Here is a 15,436-nt window from a genome sequence, read left to right as displayed (position 1 = left end):
GTTTGCATGGAACGCTTTGTCTACCAAGGGGCGCCGTCCCGCGTGGTTTTCGAGTGCGGTGCGCTCGCGCAGCTACCCGAAGAGCTGGCGAGGCTCGGAGCGCGGCGCGCTCTGATCTTATCGACACCTGAGCAGCGTGACCTCGCTGACCGGGTGAAAGGCATCCTGGGAGAGCGTGCCGCCGGCGTGTGTGCTCAAGCGGTCATGCATGTACCCGTCGAGATAGCACGAGCGGCGTGTGAGATGGCGAGGACGCTCGACGCGGACTGCTGCGTCGCGATCGGAGGAGGCTCCACAATTGGGCTAGGGAAAGCGATAGCGCTTGAGTCGTCACTCCCAATTATCGCCGTGCCGACAACCTACGCGGGCTCAGAGATGACGCCTATCTTTGGCCTCACGGAGGGACGCCTGAAGCGAACCGGACGTGATGCCCGCGTGTTGCCTCGTACCGTGTTGTACGACGCGACCTTAACGCTCTCATTGCCGGCGGATATTTCCGCAGCATCCGGAATCAACGCCATGGCGCACGCCGTTGAGGCGCTGTATGCAGAGGATGCGAATCCCATAACCAGTCTGATGGCAGAAGAGTCGATACGCGCTCTCGGCGAGGCCTTGCCGGTAATCGTGCGTACGCCGGGCGACGCGGGGATGCGCAGCCGCGCCCTGTACGGTGCGTGGCTTGCCGGGGCCTGTCTGGGTGCCGTCGGGATGGCGCTGCATCACAAGCTTTGCCATACGCTGGGCGGCACATTCAACTTGCCGCATGCTCAAACGCATGCGGCTATGCTTCCTCACACGGCCCACTACAACCACCGTGCCGCGCCCGAGGCCTTACGGAAGGTGGCGAGGGCTCTTGGCGGCACCGAAGCCGCCGAGGCGGGCCGGCTGCTATTCGAGTTGAATCAGAAACTGGGAATTTCGGTGGCGCTGGCAGATATTGGGTTGCCGGCAAGCGGTCTCGATGAGGCTGCTGAACTGGCGTGCAAGAACCCGTATGCTAATCCTCGTCCTGTTGAGCGCGAAGCAATTCGCCAGCTGTTGCAGGATGCCTGGGAGGGGCGGTCGCCACATTGAGCTTACAGAGCTGGGTAAATTGAGCGAGACAGGGTGGAGGGAGACATGACAATTGATTATCAACAGAACGACAGCGCATTGACCGAACAGGTCATTTCCAGCTTCGAAGGCACGCCGGATGCACGCTTGCGCACCTTGATGCAGAGTCTGGTCCGGCATCTTCATGCGTTCGTGCGCGAGGTGGAACCGACTGAAGCGGAGTGGATGGGCGCTATTCGCTTTCTCACCGAGACCGGCAAGATGTGTGATGACCTGGTTCGCCAGGAGTTTATTCTCCTGTCGGACACGCTCGGCGTCTCGATGCTCGTCGACGCCATCAATCACCGTTACGCGACGGGGGCGACAGACACGACCGTGTTTGGTCCGTTCTACATCAAGGGAATGCCTGAGCGCAGGTATGGCGAGAACATGGCGTTAACGCCCGGGACACCGGCCGTCGTGCGAGGACGCGTACTGGATACGGCGGGGGAGCCGGTGGCGGACGCGCTTCTCGACGTCTGGCAGACGGCGGAGAACGGCATGTATTCCGGTCAGGACACCGCGCAGCCACACGGGAATCTTCGAGGACGCTATCGAACCGACGCCGAAGGACGCTACGCAATCACTACGATCTTGCCCGTCAGCTATCCCATTCCAACCGATGGTCCGGTTGGCAAAATGCTCAGCGCAACCGGCAGGCATCCATGGCGGCCCGCGCATCTGCATTTCATGATTGACGCGCCAGGGCATCGCAAGCTTGTTACCCACCTGTTTGACGAGGCCGACCCATTCTTGAAGTCGGACGCGGTATTCGGCGTCAAACCTTCGCTAATGGTCGCATACCGGGACCGTCCCGCGAATGATGAGTTGGCGCGACAGTTCAACCTGGCCGGCCCTTACCGCGAAGCGTGCTACGACTTTGTTCTCGACCGGAGCTAAATAAAATGGCCCGTTTTTTCGCCGTATTCGCAACCGACAAGCCGGACATGCGAGAGGTCCGTGAACGGGTTCGCCCGAACCATCGAACCTATTTGCGAAGTGCGGCGCGGCACGGCGTATTTGTGCGTCTCGGCGGCCCCACGCTGGCGCCGCATTGCGATGCCATGAACGGCACCTTGCTGGTGATCGAGGCAGACGACATCGATGCTGTCATGAAATTCGTCGGAAACGACCCCTACATGAAGGAGGGTCTATTCGCGCGGGTGGAAGTTCGCCCGTGGGACTGGAGCCTCGGCAATCCCGAGCGGCGGGTGTAAGCAATGAGTGCGAGTCGATTGTGCCGGTTCGTCGACGTCCCCGATGGCGGGGCGCACGTCGTTGACGACGACCGTGCCGGGCATCCCGTGGTGGTCGTGCGGCGTGGGCAGCAGGTGTGGGCATACGTGAATCGTTGTCCGCACTTTTCGGTTCCCCTCGATTTCGAGCCGGGCATCGTGTCCTGTTACAAGGCACAGGTGCTGATGTGTGCGCACCATAGCGCGCTCTTCAGGTTCGACGATGGCCGATGCATTGAAGGGCCCTGTGAAGGCTCCGCCCTGGAGGCCGTACCGGTCGACGTCGACAGGGACGAATGGGTCGTGCTCGCTCAATGTTCGCGATAGGTAACGAGATATCGATCACTGTTGACTACAGCGAGGGGTACGCTGGCAGCGTACCGCCCGGGCTTTATCTGGTGCGGTATGTTGGTGACTTCCGGCTCTTTCAGGCGCGGATATCGGCGGCCTTCACAGTCTCTCAACTACGTTGGTCCGCCGCGCTGTAATTGCCGATGCTTGACGTTATCCGCCAGCAGCCGCCGCATGGTGGCCAGTAAGATTGCCCCATCTACGGGTTTGCGAAGGAACCCATCGTAACTAACGAAAGCGGGTGGGCTGGGTTCTCCGGATATCAGTATGAAAGCAACATCGGCCAGGCCGGGGAGCGTGCGTAACCGGTGGCATAGTTCGCTCCCCGACATCACCGGCATACGCCAGTCTGCGACCACGATATCGACAGGGGAGCCGATGAACATTGCCAATGCCGATTGGCCGTCGCTTGCACTTTTGACTTCGAATCCGTCTGCGATGCAGTTCGCCTCCCATGCCGCAAGGGTTTCCGCGTCGTCATCTACCAGCAGCACGCTTGCCATACCCAAATGTCCGAGTGACCAGTTGTTCTTTGGCAGCTTGATACGGGCTAAAGTTTCACGCAACCCCTCATCCAGCATTTTCCAGAACGGTAAATCGGCCGCAAATGTGAAGACTTCAGGGCCAGGCGCGCAGGCTTGGCCGCGACAGTCGCGCGGCGACAATACCGCCAATTGCGCCGCCGAGATGGCTTTGCCACGATATGCCAGGGTAGAGAGGCAGCGTGCCGAGCAGCATACTCAGTCCGTAGCTACTGAGCACGAACAGGGCGACGAGAATCGACAGGATGCCGCGCGTATAGAAGCCGCGCGCAATGAGATACCCGGCATAGCCGAACACCAGGCCGCTCGCGCCGATGTGCACCGAGTAGGGCGCACCGAGCAGCCATGCGCACAGTCCGGCGCCGAGCATGGCGCCGAGCGTCGCCTGCCAGAAGTTGGTGATGCGTGGCCACATCGCGAGCCAGCCGAGCACGAGCAGGCCGCCTGTATTGGCCGCGATATGCCAGAGCCCGGCATGCAGCCACGGCGCGAACAGAATTCCTTGCAGACCGCCCAGCGTGCGCGGGACAACACCGTGACGGTTCAGGTGCAGGAACGGCATCGAAACCGACAGAAAGAAGACCGCCCACATCGAGCCGACAAAAAGAGCGAGCAACGCAACCCGGGCCTTGAGCTGGTCGACGAAAGAACCAGCGGCTCGCGATGAGGCGGTTGAAGCAGCGGGTTGTGACATATCTGATTCTCCAGGCTGCGGTATCGGCGCGTTACCGGACACCAGGTCGGCTGGCCTCACAGCCGGCACTTTACCTTGCTCCTGCGTCTGGCGCGACGTGGAGCGGCCGTGGGCGGGCAATTGGCGTCGAGCTCAACGCTGTCAGCTTCGTGCCGCGGAACGCCTCACTTGCGCTAGACTTGCCCGAGCAACCGGAAGGAGACCTGGATGATACGCAAGACGCTCAATGCCTCGCAGCTTCAGCAGGAGGTCAACCGGCGAATCCATCGACTGCAGGAAATCGTCGAGGATGGTGTCAAGATTCGCGTGCCGCGGCCGCAGTTGCAAGAGGCTGACAAGACGGGCTGCAACTGGACCATGAGCCACTTCGGCAACGCGGTCGGCTTCGAGCGCGACATCGAGGGCGTGCTGAAGGCGGTGCGTGCGGAATACAATCTTGGTACCGAAGTGAAAGACACCGGCAACCCGTTTGGGGACTGACCGCATGTCGCCCGAAATTGCCGACAAGTGACGAATGGACCTTTGGATTCAACCCTGCGCGCAGTGCGCTGACCTATACGGCAAGCCGGCCACTGAGCCTGCGCATAACGGTATCGGCGCGCTCGGAGACGCGCGATCAGAAGGGCACTACACCTGCGTTCGGTGCCGCGCGGTATTTACGCGGATTCTTGCCGGGCCTCCGGAGCGGCAGATCTGGATGCTGCTTAACGCCGGCCAGCATTGACGAAATGTTGGCGTACATCGAGCCCGTTCTCCTTGCGCATGATGTGGACGTCGTATCCCATTCGGTGGCGACTCCGTAATTCGTTCATCCGGTAGAGCCGGCTTCGGCCCACGCCTTGAAGCCGTTCAGCCGTGCGCGTGTCTGTCGCTGGTACCAGAGGCCGGCAATAGGCTCCAAAAGCCAGCGCAGCCAGATTGGCGACGTCCTGAAGTTATAGGTGAACGTTACCCGGCAGTGCGTGGGCGATAGTTGCCGGAATTTCCAACCTCCGCTGAAACTGGCCAGCAGACGTGGCCCTTCAATCATCGAGACCGCCGCCACGTGGGGTGGCTGGAACGACACATAACGCGACACCATAACCAGACCACCAGCACTTTCGATGTATTCGTCGACGCCGACCGCGGGCACCACCGCCCCGTCAAGTAGTTCAGAGCGTGTTGCAAACGGGTCCCACTCGCGTCGGCGGGAATAGTCCTGGGAGAGCGAGAAGAGCGTATCGGCGCTACCCGACACCACCATGCTGACAGAAAATTTCATTGCATTTTTCGGAATGCCCGCCTTTACACTTGTACCCAGTATGGGGGCTCCAGGAGCGCCGCGCCACCGTGAAAGCATAGCCAGCTCGCGCTTTTGGTCCTCCCGGCGTTGTCCCGCCGGCGCTTTCGTTATCCGTGCGTGCGCTTCTGACCTGAGGTTGCGGGATAATCAATCCCTCGGTGCAGCGCAGCAAACTGATCGGGCTTCCTGCAATGCACGGGCGGCGCATAGACTATCTATCAGCAGCTATTCAACGCGATGGAGAAAGACATGACAAACGCATCGGGCGCGAATATTCACCAGCAGGCACCGCTGTCCGAGGCGCTGCGGACGTTGGCAGCATATCTCGAGTTGTCGCTCGACGCAGGCGTGGGTCTGGTCGTGATGCGTCATACGAGCGAAACCGCCACGCTGTATCTGGGTGACGCAGCAGGCACGCGAGAAGATTTGAAGCGCTGCGGAACGGTTGCAGCATCGCTTGCCAACGAAATGCTCGACATGACGCAAGCGGGCGCGAACCTGATTGAAGTCGAGGGCAGAACCTACCGGTTCTTCCGCAGCTTTGCAGAAATTGAAGGCGCTGCCGCAGTCGTATTTTCTTCGACTTAGCGCAATCGCGTTGTCAAGCTACCGTCGTTGACTGCATTGGAAACACTCATATACTTCCGTTGACGCTTCCCCCGGAAATCTCTGCTTATGAACGACGATGAATGAACCGCGCAATCACCGCATGGGCCGTTGCTTGCGCCTCGCACTGATAGCAGCGATTGCGGTCGGCTCAGTGCCCGCTTCTGCGGCGAGCTTCGACTGCAATCGCGCGCGTCTGCCGGACGAAAAGGCGATATGCGCCTCTCGACAACTCAGCGAACTGGACGTTGAAATGTCTGTGCGCTTCCAGATGATGATGGGTCTCGTCGCCATGGGTACGCGCGGGGACATGGGGGAAGAGCAGCAGTCCTGGTTGAGCGCGAGGAAGAAATGCGCGGCGAATCAGGCTTGCCTGCTTGCCGCGTACCGGCAACGAATCCAGACGCTAAAGAACGAGTACGCCCAACTGGCTAGCCGCGGGCCATTTTAAAAGCCGGCGCGCGGGGCGCACGGCACGGCGCGGCAAATCACGATCGCAGCGGCGCGGACCAGCTATTGACGATCCGTCATGCTGCTGCGCTATACTGTTTTCATGGAAACGAACCCGACCTCGCTGACTCTGTATTGCTGGTGGCGCGCCTAACCCAGGCGGCCCGTTCCCATACGTACATCTACAACGTAATGCCGCCAGTCCTGGCGGCATTTTCGTTTTCGCGCGCATGACTGGCGGTGTCCTCAAACACTGAGCTCACCATGTCACATGCAAAGCAGTCGGTTATCCTCACTGGCGACCGCACAACCGGTCCGCTGCACCTTGGCCACTACATCGGCTCGCTGCGCTCACGCGTGCAGCTCCAGCACGAAGCGCAGCAGTTCCTCCTGCTAGCCGATGCGCAGGCCATGACCGACAACGTCGGCCGGCACCAGAAGGTCACGGAAAACGTCATCGAAGTGGCGCTCGACTATCTCGCCGTCGGTATCGACCCTGCCAAATCAACTATCGTCATTCAGTCGCAGGTGCCGGAGCTCGCGGAACTGACTCAGTATCTGCTCAACCTCGTGACAGTCGCGCGCCTCGAACGCAATCCCACCATCAAGGCGGAAATCGTGCTTCGCGGTTTCGAACGGGATATTCCCGCAGGCTTCCTGACCTATCCGGTCAGCCAGGCCGCCGACATCACGGCATTCAAGGCCACGCGCGTGCCCGTCGGCGACGACCAGTTGCCGATGATCGAACAAACCAATGAACTGGTACGCCGTTTCAACAACACGGTGGATCGGCAGGTGCTGGTGGAGTGCGAAGCAGTTCTCTCGCAGGTGGCGCGGCTGCCCGGCATAGATGGCAGAACCAAGATGAGCAAGTCACTGGGTAACGCCATTACGCTCGGCGCGAGCCCGGATGAAATCACCCGGGCCGTGAACGACATGTACACCGACCCTAACCATCTGCGCGTCAGCGATCCGGGGCAGGTTGAAGGCAATGTTGTGTTCGCGTTCCTCGATGCGTTCGAGCCGGACGTACCGATGGTCGACGAATTGAAAGCGCACTACCGCCGCGGCGGTCTTGGCGACAGTGCGGTCAAGCGTCTGCTCAACGACCGGCTGCAGTCGATGCTCGCACCGATCCGGGAGCGCCGCCGCGAGTTCGCAACCGACCGTGCGGAGGTGCTGAACGTTTTGCGTCGCGGGACGATGCGTGCGCGGGAGGTGGCAGGCGCGACGGTGTCCGAGGTGAAAAGCGCGCTCGGCCTGAACTACTTCCAGAACTGAGCGGCAGGCGTTTGCGGTGACTATTCATGGCGCCGCGTCGTCGCCCTGTTTTTTATACTGCGACGCCATCCGTTCCTGCTGGGCGGGGGACACCGGATCGTAATGGCTGAGCTGGATATTGTAGTGACCGTGGCCGCCGGCAATGGCATTCAGACGCGACTGATAGTCGTTGAGTTCGGACAAGGGCACCTGGCCCGCAACCACCACGGCATTGCCGGCGGCCGTGCGTGTGCCATGCACCTGCCCACGCTTGGCGGACAGGTCGCCGATGATGTCGCCCATCGCGGTTTCCGGTGTCATTACCTCGATGTCCACGATGGGTTCGAGCAGGACGGGCCGGGCCTTCAGCACCGCGTCGATGAAGGCCTTGCGCCCGGCGGAGACGAAGGCCACTTCCTTCGAGTCGACCGGATGGCTCTTGCCGTCAAAGACGGTGACGCGCACGTCCTGCATCGGGAAGCCGGCCAGCGGTCCGCTGTCGATCACCTGCAGCACGCCTTTTTCCACGGCCGGCATGAACTGGCCGGGGATCGCGCCGCCCTTGACGGCGTCGACGAATTCGAAACCCGCGCCGCGCGGCAGCGGTTCGACGCGCAACATCACTTCGCCGAATTGCCCGGCGCCGCCGGTTTGCTTCTTGTGGCGGCAATGTCCCTCGGCTTTGGCGCCGATCGTTTCCCGATAGGCGATCTTCGGCGGCCGCGTCACGACCTCGAGCTTGTACTGCTCGGCTAGCCGCTCCAGCATCACGCGCAAGTGCAACTCGCCGAGCCCTCGCACCACGGTTTCGTTGGTGCTGTCCGGGTGGTCGATGATCAGGCAAGGGTCTTCCGCGCTCAGCTTTTGCAGGACTTCCCAGAGGCGCTGCTCGTTGCCGCGGCGCGCCGGTTCGATTGCCAGACCGTAGATGGGGGTGGGGAAGTCGAGCGGGCTCAGGTGGATGTTGCCGTCTTCGGCGGCGTCATGCAGCACGGCATCGAAGCCGATCTCGTCGACCTTGGCCGTGGCGCAGATATCGCCCGGACCGGCCTGCGGGACGTCCACGTGTTCCTTGCCCTGCAGCATCATGAGATGGGCGACCCTGAACGGCTGGCGCCCGTCACCGATATAAAGCTGGCTGTCGCGCCTGATCGTGCCCTGATGCACGCGAAACACGGCCATCTTGCCGATATAAGGGTCGACGACGATCTTGAAGACATGGGCGAGGACATGCTTGTCAGGTGCCGGTTCGGCACGTGCGACTTGCTGGCGGCCGCCGGCATCGCGATAGAAGAGCGGCGGGTTGCCTTCCATCGGATTGGGCAGCAGCCGGACGAATACGTCGAGCAATTCCGCAATGCCCGCGCCGTTAGCGGCCGACGTAAAGCAAACCGGCACCAGATGACCTTCGCGCAGCGCCCGTTCGAAGGGTTCGTGCAACTGCTCAGGGCTGATGGCCTCGCCTTGTTCCAGGTAAAGCTCCATCAAGGCCGGGTCGATCTCGACCACCTGATCGACCAGCGCCGTGTGCGCAGCCGCAACGGAAAGGAAATCGGCTTCGCCGGCCGGGTTGAAAAAACAGTCCACCACCTGATGGCCGCGCTGCGCGGGCAGGTTGATCGGCAGACATTCCTTGCCGAAGGCCTCCTGGATTTGCGTCAGGAGCGCCGGAAGATCGACCTTTTCGCCATCGATGCCGTTCACGACGATCATTCTGCACAGCTTGCGTTCCTGCGCCCACGCCATCATGCGGCGGGTGGTCATTTCGATGCCGGTCTGGGCATTGATGACAATGGCGGCCGTCTCTACGGCAGGCAGGGCACTGATCGACAGCCCGGAAAAATCCGGATAGCCCGGCGTATCCAGCAGATAAATACGGGTATCCAGGTAGTGCAGGTGGGCGAGGGCGGAGCTTAGCGAGTGGTGGTATTTGCGTTCGAGCGGGTCGAAATCGCACACCGTGGTGCCGCGCTCCACGCTGCCGGGCGCGTGGAGCGCGCCGCCGCGGTGCAGCAGCGCTTCGACAAGGGATGTCTTGCCGCATCCAGCATGCCCGACCAGGGCGATGGTGCGGATGGCCTCGGGGCTGTAGCGCATGGCTGCCCTCGTCCAGTAGTGGATGTGGGGCCATTATTGGCGAAAACCGACCGGTGTGCCATACGAGGCGATCGTTTCAATTGTTGTTATACCCGTGCAGTTGCGGCGCCGCTATCGGTCCCGATCGGCAGGGACGTGTCACCGCTCGCGATAGTGCTCGACCATATGGTCGACGAAGGCTCGCACCTTCGGCGCGACATGGCGCGTCTGCGGGTAAAGGGCGTAGTAGTGCCGTACCCCGACGGTGCAGGCGGGAAGAACCTGAACCAGTTGGCCACGCGCCAGATCGGTCTGAACGGTGTGCCGCGTAAACGCGGCGATGCCCGCGCCTGTCAGCGTAGCGGCATAAAGCGCGGTGATCGCATCCAGGGCCAGCCGGCCATTCAGATCAACCTGGACCGGTGCGCCACGGCTGGGTGTGAGCACCCATTGGGCCGCTGCATTGGCACCCGAAAAGCGCAGCAGTTCGTGCCTGGCGAGTTGAGACGGAGTGCGCGGAAGCCCGTGTTGCGCCAGATAAGCAGGCGACGCGACCAGAATGACGTCTGATACCGTCAGCGTTCGTGCAACCAGGCTGGTGTCGCTCAAGGGTTCGCTGATGCGCAGCGCAACGTCGAAGCCCTCCGCGACGAGATCGACAAACTGATCGCCGCAGGACAGCTCGAGCTGCAGGTCGGGATAACGTTTCTGGAACGCCGGAAGCCAGTCCCCCAGTTCGAGCGTGCCAATGGCAAGGGGCATGCTCACGCGCAAGCGGCCGGCTACTTGCTGATGTTCGCCGGCCATGGCTCCGGTTGCCGCATCCACCCGGTCGAGAATGTCGGCACTTGCCGCGAAGTAGCGTTCGCCCGCCGTGGTAAGCGCAAATCGCCGCGTGTTACGGTTGATCAACTGGACGCCAAGCGCGGCCTCAAGCTGCTTCAGCTGGCGCGATACGGTCGAATGCGAGGTGCCGAGCCGTTCGGCGGCAGCAGAAAATCCTTTGGCATCCACGATGCAGCGGAAGACCCGCATGGCGAGCAGTTGATCCATGATTCGAGCACGTTGTCGAGGCGTCGGATGCTATCACGGCGCGGTAGCCGAACCGCGCGGCATCGCGCCGGGCATGGCGTGAATGGCGCGAATGGGGGCGGTCCCGGCTCCGCGAGGCGCCTTACGACGCCAGCGACAGCACTTCCCGTGTGCTGAGCACGGAGCCAAAGGTATCCGCGATTTCGGCCAATGCACTTAGGTGCAACATCTCGTGCGGGACGCTGGCCGTGTCGTTGAACTCGATCTCGCGGGTGGCGCACGCGTCCGCTGCAACCACGACTTCAAAGCCCGCAGGTACCGCATCACGCGCCGCGCCGGCAACACAGGCATGGGTCATCAGCCCGCATATCACGAGGTGGGTAACGCCATCGGCTTTCAGCGTTTGCGCCAGATCAGTACTGGCAAACACACTCACGGAGGTCTTCGTAATCAGGCGATGATTCGGTTTTGGCTGGATCTCCGGGCAGATTTCGCCTTGCCGGCTGTTGGCGGCGAACAGGGGCGACTCTGCCGGCGCGATGTGCTGCACATGTACCACTTTCCAGCCATGACGATCGGCACAATCCACCAGCGCGCATGCGTTCTGCAATGCACTCGTGCCGTTTGGAATCGGCAACGCGCCCGTGAAATATTCGTTCTGGAAGTCAATCACCAGCAACGCGGTGGTGCGGGCCGGCAAAGCAGTGGGCTGACCGGCACCGAGGATGCTACGCAGTGTGCGCTTCGACATGTTCATGTTCCTTTCGACTGACTGGGAAGGAACGCAGTCTAGGGGCCGCGGCTTGCCGCTACAACGCCGCGTGCGTCACAAGGTCTGTGCAGGATGTGCACAGGTTGCGATCAGTCAGGCTTGTGCGCTATGGGCGGCTTTCGTGGCAATCTGCCGAAGCCCCTGCGCCAACGCCACAAACTGCATCGCGCGAGCGTTGGCGTCGCCACGGCGGTGCACGATGTACAACGTCGTGGTGGTGTCGGTTTCGTCCAGCTGTCTGAACACCACCCCCGGCAGCGCGATGGCCTGCAGTGTCGACGGCACGAGCGCAATGCCGAGCCCGGTAGCGGTCAACCCGATCAGCGTGGAAGCCTGCTGGGCCTCCTGGACCACCTGAGGTTCGAACCCGCGCTTCGCGCACAACGCGACCGTCTTTTCATAAACCGCGACGCCCGCTTGCCGCGGATAGGCGATGAACGGTTCGTCGCGCAGATCCTTGAGCTTGATCGATGACGCCTTGGCGAGCCGATGACGCGCATGCATGGCGAGCACGAGCGGCTCTTCCATTAGCGGCGTGAACACCAGATCGGTAGGGGGCACGCTTTCGGGCATCCGCAACAGGCCGACATCGATTTCGCGCTGCTCGATTGCCTCGATCTGCCGGGACGACGACAACTCTAGCAGCGTGATGTTGACCTTCGGACGTTGCGTCCGGTACGCGTGAATCAGCTTGGGGAAAAACGGCGACAGTGTCGATGCGTTGGTAAAGCCGACTCGCAGCCGCCCAACGTCGCCGCTCACGGTTTCCCAGACGCTTTCCTTCGCGTGTTCGATGCGCGCGAGAATCGCCCGTGCGTCGTCCAGCAACGCCAGCCCTGCCTCGGTCAGCGCGACGGAGCGGCGCGTGCGGTGGAAGAGCCGCGCGCCCAGTTCAGTCTCCAGCGACTGGATCGCGAGACTCAAGGGCGCCTGCGTAATGCCCAGCCGCTCGGCGCTGCGGCGGAAATGCAGCTCCTGCGCCAGCACCACGAAAAACTCCAGATGACGGATATTCATTGATTTGCTCTGTAAATCAATAACCTTGATTTGGAGAATAAATCAAAACTGTTTCCCGGGCGATACTGTCTTCCACCTACACAACGACGGAGACAGCATGAACGGTGCGGAACTGGTCGAACGCCTGCGCGCGCGACACAAGATCATTGCGCTGGGAATTCGCGCCTCGCGCACAACGGATGCGGTCCGCTGGGCCAAAGCGGCCGGCTACGACACGATCTGGGTGGACATGGAACATAGCTCGCTGCCGGTCGATACCGTGTCGCAACTGTGCTCATGCGCGGTCGACCTCGGCCTGATGCCGTGGGTGCGGGTACCGGAACGCGACTACGGCACGATCAACCGCGTGCTGGATGGCGGCGCGCTCGGCATCATCGTGCCGCGTGTCGAGACCGCCGGGCAGGCGCGCGACGCGGTGATCGCCACGCGGTTTCCGCCGCTCGGCCAGCGTTCGCAACTGGCAACGCTGCCGTACGTCAACTTCGAAAAACTTCCCGCTCGCGAACTCAACCGGCGCCTGAACGACGCGACGGTCCTTAAGGTCCTGATCGAAAGCCGTGCCGGTGTCGAAGCGGCCGATGCCATCGCGGCGGTCGAAGGCGTCGACGTGCTTGCGCTCGGTTGCAACGATCTCTCCGCCGATCTGGGCCACACCGGCGAATCGGCCCATCCCGAGGTCGTGGCGGCATGCCGCAAGGTGATCGCCGCGGCGCAGCGGCACGGCAAGGTGGTGATCGTGGGCGGCATGCCGGAGTGCGAGGCGCTCAATGAATTGCGCCGCGAAGGCGCAGCGCCCTTCGTCTTTGCCGGCATCGACAGCGATGTTTATCTGGCGGCGCTGCGCGAGCGCGTCGAGCAGGCACGTCAACTTTAATTCGAACCTTTACTTTCAGATCATGGCAGAAACCCCGCTGATTTCCACGCCGATGCGCGACTACGAGACGCTGTCGCGGCCTTCGTTCACCATGCCGGCGCTCGCGTGCGACGCACACATGCACGTGTTCGGTCCCGAAGACAAATATCCGAAAGTCGAGCATCCGCACTACACACTGCCGGACGGCAAACTTGCGCACTATCTGCAGATGATGAGCGTGCTGCAGCTGAAGCGCTTCGTGATCGTGCAGCCGAGTTTCTACGGCACCGACAACCGTTGTCTGATCGACGTGCTGCACGTGGCGGGTTCGATCGCGCGCGGCGTCGTGATGATCGAGGAGGGCACGGACGCGGCGACGCTCGACAGCTTCGCTCGCTCGGGCGTTCGCGCGGTGCGGCTTGACCTGTTTGCGCGTTCCGGGCTGCCGACCGCCGAAATCCAGCAGTACATCACCCGCATGGCCCGCCTGTGCGCGAGCCTTGGCTGGCACGTGCAGTTCTATGCGCCGGGCTGGGTGGTGCGTAATCTGATTCCGTTTCTCGCCGACGTACAGACCGATTTCGTCATCGATCACATGGGTTACATGCTCGAAGAAGACGGTCTCACGCAAGCGGATTTCGACCGCCTGCTCAGCTTGCTGAAAGATGGCAACTGCTGGCTTAAACTCAGCGCGCCGTACCGGATCGCCAAACATCGCGGCTATGAAGCCGTGGCGCCGATGGCCGAAGCGATCATCAAGGCCGCGCCGCAAAAAGTGATCTGGGGTTCGGACTGGCCACATATTCCCGATTCGACGCGCGACACCGGCGAATTGCTGAATCTGCTCGGCGCATGGACCGGCGATCCGGCGGTGCACAAGATGATCCTGTCCGATAATCCCGCGCGACTGTTCGATTACTGAGGCGGTATTTACCCAACTATGCCCTACCAACCCAACGCAGCGTTTGCCGGCCTGTTTCGCGCGTTCACATCGGACCCGCAGAGCATCGGCGCGCACCTGACGCAGCAGATGGCGCAGCAGCAGGCGGACGATCCATTGCTGGTGTCGACCGGCAGCGATATCGTGCTGTTTCCCGGCGCGGGGCGTGCGCCGACGATCGAGAGCTTTCGCAAATCGACGCGCGGCTTCATCGAGTTGACGGCGGTATCGCATCTGCCGCTGGCGCTGGCTTATCTTGCGCGGATGCGCGAACTGGCGCCGCACGACACCGCCTGGCAACGCGACGCGTCGAACCTGCGCACCCATGCGCAGCAAACCCGTGCGGCGAACTCGCTGGCGTTGTGGCGCGATCACGTCGCGGTCGATAGTTTCGCGGGCCACGAACAGAAGATCGCCGATCTCGTCGACTACACCTGCGGCGTCACCATCGATCTGCTCGGTCGGATCGAGAAAGATCACTCGCTGCTGAGCTTCGACCGTCTGAACGACGAATACTTCGCCGCGCCGTCCACTAGCGCGTTCCCCGTGCCGATGAACGACGTGATGTTCGCCACCTTCGGGCTCGCGTTTCTCGACATCGTCTATCGCATCGGCAACTGGTTGCGTGCCCAGGCGCTCGACTGGAACCGCCTGATGGTACTCGTCAGCGGCCGCTCGGGCAGGCCGACTGCCGGCGTGACGTGGGGGTCGAACAACATGTGCTATCTGGTGTGGTGCGCGTCGAATCGCGTGCTGCTGCCGGAGCGCGTGTTTATCGCGCCGCATGCGCCGTCGTTCTCGGTCGCCGAACTGCCGGATGCCGCGGGCATGGCGGAACTGGAGCGCACGTATCGGGATTTGTGGCTCAACACACGTGCCAGTATCGAGGTCGCGCGTGCGCTGTTTCCCGAGCAGACGCCGTATGACTTCGATCCGGCACCGCCCGGCGGCATGCCGCCCATCACCTCGATCGGCGACCGCGATGCGACTACGGCGCGTCTGCGCCGCATCATGGAAGATCCGACTCAACTGTTGTCCAACTGCGTCGCGGATTACATCGTCGATCAGTTGTACAGCAACGGCAATCAACCGCAAAAGGTTGAGATCCCTGGCTTTACGAATGTGACTTTCCCGGGCGCCGTGCAGTCGTAACGACGGACGCCGGACCGACACCCGCGCGCATGGGCGCCCGCGCGGGTCATAACAAAACGCCCTTGATGAAGGAGACAGGCTT

The 15,436-nt window shown here is 62.0% G+C and carries 18 protein-coding genes; 11 read left to right on the top strand and 7 right to left on the bottom strand.

The window, feature by feature from the left end; all coding sequences use genetic code 11:
* Positions 1–6: 6 nt before the first annotated feature.
* The 4 genes from GH665_RS13540 to GH665_RS13525 are packed head-to-tail and all read left to right on the top strand — an operon-like array spanning position 7 to position 2,654.
* Entirely contained in the window at positions 7–1,074 is a 1,068-nt protein-coding gene (locus tag GH665_RS13540; RefSeq protein ID WP_153136293.1) for a maleylacetate reductase, read from the top strand.
* Between the two features lie 45 nt (positions 1,075–1,119).
* Positions 1,120–1,992 carry an intradiol ring-cleavage dioxygenase gene (locus GH665_RS13535; protein ID WP_153138442.1) on the top strand — a complete coding sequence of 291 codons (873 nt, stop codon included), beginning with the start codon at positions 1,120–1,122 and terminating at the stop codon, positions 1,990–1,992.
* A 5-nt stretch (positions 1,993–1,997) separates the two neighbouring features.
* Entirely contained in the window at positions 1,998–2,309 is a 312-nt protein-coding gene (locus GH665_RS13530; protein WP_153136292.1) for a YciI family protein, read from the top strand.
* A gap of 3 nt (positions 2,310–2,312) precedes the next feature.
* Positions 2,313–2,654, top strand: a complete 342-nt coding sequence (locus GH665_RS13525) for a Rieske (2Fe-2S) protein (RefSeq protein ID WP_153136291.1) — start codon at positions 2,313–2,315, stop codon at positions 2,652–2,654.
* 137 nt (positions 2,655–2,791) lie between these two features.
* Here GH665_RS13525 and GH665_RS13520 read toward each other — a convergent pair whose 3' ends face one another.
* Complete coding sequence (locus GH665_RS13520; protein ID WP_153138440.1) at positions 2,792–3,181, bottom strand: response regulator; 390 nt, start codon at positions 3,179–3,181, stop codon at positions 2,792–2,794.
* A gap of 115 nt (positions 3,182–3,296) precedes the next feature.
* Positions 3,297–3,914 (bottom strand): rhomboid family intramembrane serine protease, encoded by a 618-nt coding sequence (locus GH665_RS13515; RefSeq protein ID WP_153136290.1) that lies wholly within the window; start codon positions 3,912–3,914, stop codon positions 3,297–3,299.
* Between the two features lie 207 nt (positions 3,915–4,121).
* On the opposite strand from GH665_RS13515, the gene GH665_RS13510 reads away from it, so the two are divergent.
* On the top strand, positions 4,122–4,394 hold the full coding sequence (locus GH665_RS13510) for a hypothetical protein (RefSeq protein ID WP_153136289.1): 273 nt from the start codon (positions 4,122–4,124) through the stop codon (positions 4,392–4,394).
* A 328-nt stretch (positions 4,395–4,722) separates the two neighbouring features.
* Here GH665_RS13510 and GH665_RS13505 read toward each other — a convergent pair whose 3' ends face one another.
* Positions 4,723–5,175, bottom strand: coding sequence for a type II toxin-antitoxin system RatA family toxin (locus tag GH665_RS13505; protein WP_153136288.1), 453 nt, complete (start codon positions 5,173–5,175; stop codon positions 4,723–4,725).
* Between the two features lie 270 nt (positions 5,176–5,445).
* Between GH665_RS13505 and GH665_RS13500 the strand changes: the two genes are divergently transcribed.
* From GH665_RS13500 to trpS, 3 genes are all read left to right on the top strand, one after another.
* Entirely contained in the window at positions 5,446–5,784 is a 339-nt protein-coding gene (locus GH665_RS13500; RefSeq protein WP_153136287.1) for a hypothetical protein, read from the top strand.
* A gap of 97 nt (positions 5,785–5,881) precedes the next feature.
* Positions 5,882–6,253 (top strand): lysozyme inhibitor LprI family protein, encoded by a 372-nt coding sequence (locus GH665_RS13495; RefSeq protein ID WP_153136286.1) that lies wholly within the window; start codon positions 5,882–5,884, stop codon positions 6,251–6,253.
* A 263-nt stretch (positions 6,254–6,516) separates the two neighbouring features.
* Complete coding sequence (trpS, locus tag GH665_RS13490; RefSeq protein WP_153136285.1) at positions 6,517–7,533, top strand: tryptophan--tRNA ligase; 1,017 nt, start codon at positions 6,517–6,519, stop codon at positions 7,531–7,533.
* A gap of 24 nt (positions 7,534–7,557) precedes the next feature.
* Here trpS and fusA read toward each other — a convergent pair whose 3' ends face one another.
* The 4 genes from fusA to GH665_RS13470 form a co-directional block, all read right to left on the bottom strand.
* Positions 7,558–9,609 (bottom strand): elongation factor G, encoded by a 2,052-nt coding sequence (fusA, locus tag GH665_RS13485; RefSeq protein ID WP_153136284.1) that lies wholly within the window; start codon positions 9,607–9,609, stop codon positions 7,558–7,560.
* A 138-nt stretch (positions 9,610–9,747) separates the two neighbouring features.
* Positions 9,748–10,641: a LysR family transcriptional regulator gene (locus tag GH665_RS13480; protein WP_153136283.1), complete on the bottom strand. Its 894-nt coding sequence runs from the start codon at positions 10,639–10,641 to the stop codon at positions 9,748–9,750.
* A 121-nt stretch (positions 10,642–10,762) separates the two neighbouring features.
* Positions 10,763–11,371, bottom strand: a complete 609-nt coding sequence (locus tag GH665_RS13475; RefSeq protein WP_153136282.1) for a cysteine hydrolase family protein — start codon at positions 11,369–11,371, stop codon at positions 10,763–10,765.
* A gap of 114 nt (positions 11,372–11,485) precedes the next feature.
* The gene (locus tag GH665_RS13470) at positions 11,486–12,409 is read right to left on the bottom strand and encodes a LysR family transcriptional regulator (protein WP_153136281.1); all 924 of its coding nucleotides are present in this window, start codon (positions 12,407–12,409) and stop codon (positions 11,486–11,488) included.
* 97 nt (positions 12,410–12,506) lie between these two features.
* Between GH665_RS13470 and GH665_RS13465 the strand changes: the two genes are divergently transcribed.
* From GH665_RS13465 to GH665_RS13455, 3 genes are read left to right on the top strand one after another with little or no spacing between them, the layout of a single operon-like run.
* Positions 12,507–13,283: an HpcH/HpaI aldolase family protein gene (locus tag GH665_RS13465; protein ID WP_153136280.1), complete on the top strand. Its 777-nt coding sequence runs from the start codon at positions 12,507–12,509 to the stop codon at positions 13,281–13,283.
* A 22-nt stretch (positions 13,284–13,305) separates the two neighbouring features.
* Positions 13,306–14,184: an amidohydrolase family protein gene (locus tag GH665_RS13460; RefSeq protein WP_153136279.1), complete on the top strand. Its 879-nt coding sequence runs from the start codon at positions 13,306–13,308 to the stop codon at positions 14,182–14,184.
* A gap of 18 nt (positions 14,185–14,202) precedes the next feature.
* Positions 14,203–15,354, top strand: a complete 1,152-nt coding sequence (locus tag GH665_RS13455) for a DUF5624 domain-containing protein (RefSeq protein ID WP_153136278.1) — start codon at positions 14,203–14,205, stop codon at positions 15,352–15,354.
* The last annotated feature ends 82 nt before the right edge of the window (positions 15,355–15,436 follow it).

Origin of the sequence: Paraburkholderia agricolaris (genome assembly GCF_009455635.1) — a bacterium.
In the GTDB taxonomy this organism is placed as follows: Bacteria; Pseudomonadota; Gammaproteobacteria; order Burkholderiales; family Burkholderiaceae; genus Paraburkholderia; species Paraburkholderia agricolaris.
Note: the sequence above shows the minus strand (reverse complement) of the source record. Positions and strands in the feature narration are given on the sequence as shown.